Annotated in this window: 1 protein-coding gene; it reads right to left on the bottom strand. The window is 66.5% G+C overall.

Annotation, left to right across the window (positions count from 1 at the left end):
• Positions 1-1088 (bottom strand): IS630 family transposase (locus tag LCE31_RS39770; protein ID WP_164291490.1); only part of this gene is annotated, 1088 nt, incomplete at its 3' end.
• Positions 1089-1130: the final 42 nt, after the last annotated feature.

Here is a 1130-nt window from a genome sequence, read left to right on the forward strand (position 1 = left end):
TAGTGTCCTGAGTCGTTAATTCGTGTGCAGTATGCGGCGAGGGTGTCGAGGATGTCGTCGGCGGTCTTCGTCCAGATGAACGGCTTGGGGTTCTTGTTCCACTCGTTGATCCAGCTGCGGATGTCCCTTTCGAGTTCGACGACGCTGCGGTGGGCCGAGCGGCGGAGTTTGCGGGAGGTCAGCTCGGCGAACCAGCGCTCGACGAGGTTGAGCCACGACGCCGAGGTGGGGGTGAAGTGCAGGTGGAAGCGGGGGTGACGCAGCAGCCACTTCTTGACCGGCTCGGTCTTGTGGGTGGCGTAGTTGTCCAGGACCAGGTGGAGTTCGAGGTGCTGGGGGACAGCCGCGTCGATGACCTTCAGGAAGCGGAGGAACTCCTGGTGGCGGTGTCGGCGGTAGTGCTGGGCGATGACCGAGCCTGAGGCGATGTCCAGGGCGGCGAAGAGGCTGGTTGTGCCGTGCCGAACGTAGTCGTGCGTCATCTTCGCCGGCGTGGTCGGCGCCATCGGCAGCACCGGTTGGGTTCGGTCCAGTGCCTGTATCTGCGACTTCTCGTCCACCGCCAGGACCAGGGCGTTCTCCGGCGGGGACAGGTAGATACCCACCACGTCGCGGACTTTGGTCACGAACTGCGGGTCGGTCGACAGCTTCCAGGTTTCCACGATGTGGGGCTTGAGACCGAACGCCCGCCAGATCCGCGAGACGGCCGACTGCGACATGCCCTCCGCCTCGGCCATCGAACGCGTCGACCAGTGCGAATCACCGGTCGGCGGCGCCTGGCCAAGCGTCCTGGCGACCAAGGCTTCGACCTGCTCGTCCGTGATCCTCCGCGGCGCCCCCGAGCGTGGCCGGTCCACCAGGCCCTCCAGCCGGTCCGCGGCGAACCGGGACCGCCACTTGCGCACCGTCTCCCGCGAGACACCCACGTCGTCCGCGACACGCGCGTTCGGCAGACCTTCCGCACACGCCAGCACGATCCTCGACCGCAGCACGAGCGCCTGCGAAGCGGTCTGCTTGCGCAACCAGCCCCGCAACACCCGGCGTTCGCGATCGGACAACTCCAGCGGCAACGGCTTCGGACCAGGCATCGCCCCACCCTATAACCGCAAGCGAACTACCGACTCAGGACA

This window comes from Streptomyces sp. 8L, assembly GCF_020176795.1.
Classification (GTDB): Bacteria; Actinomycetota; Actinomycetes; order Streptomycetales; family Streptomycetaceae; genus Streptomyces.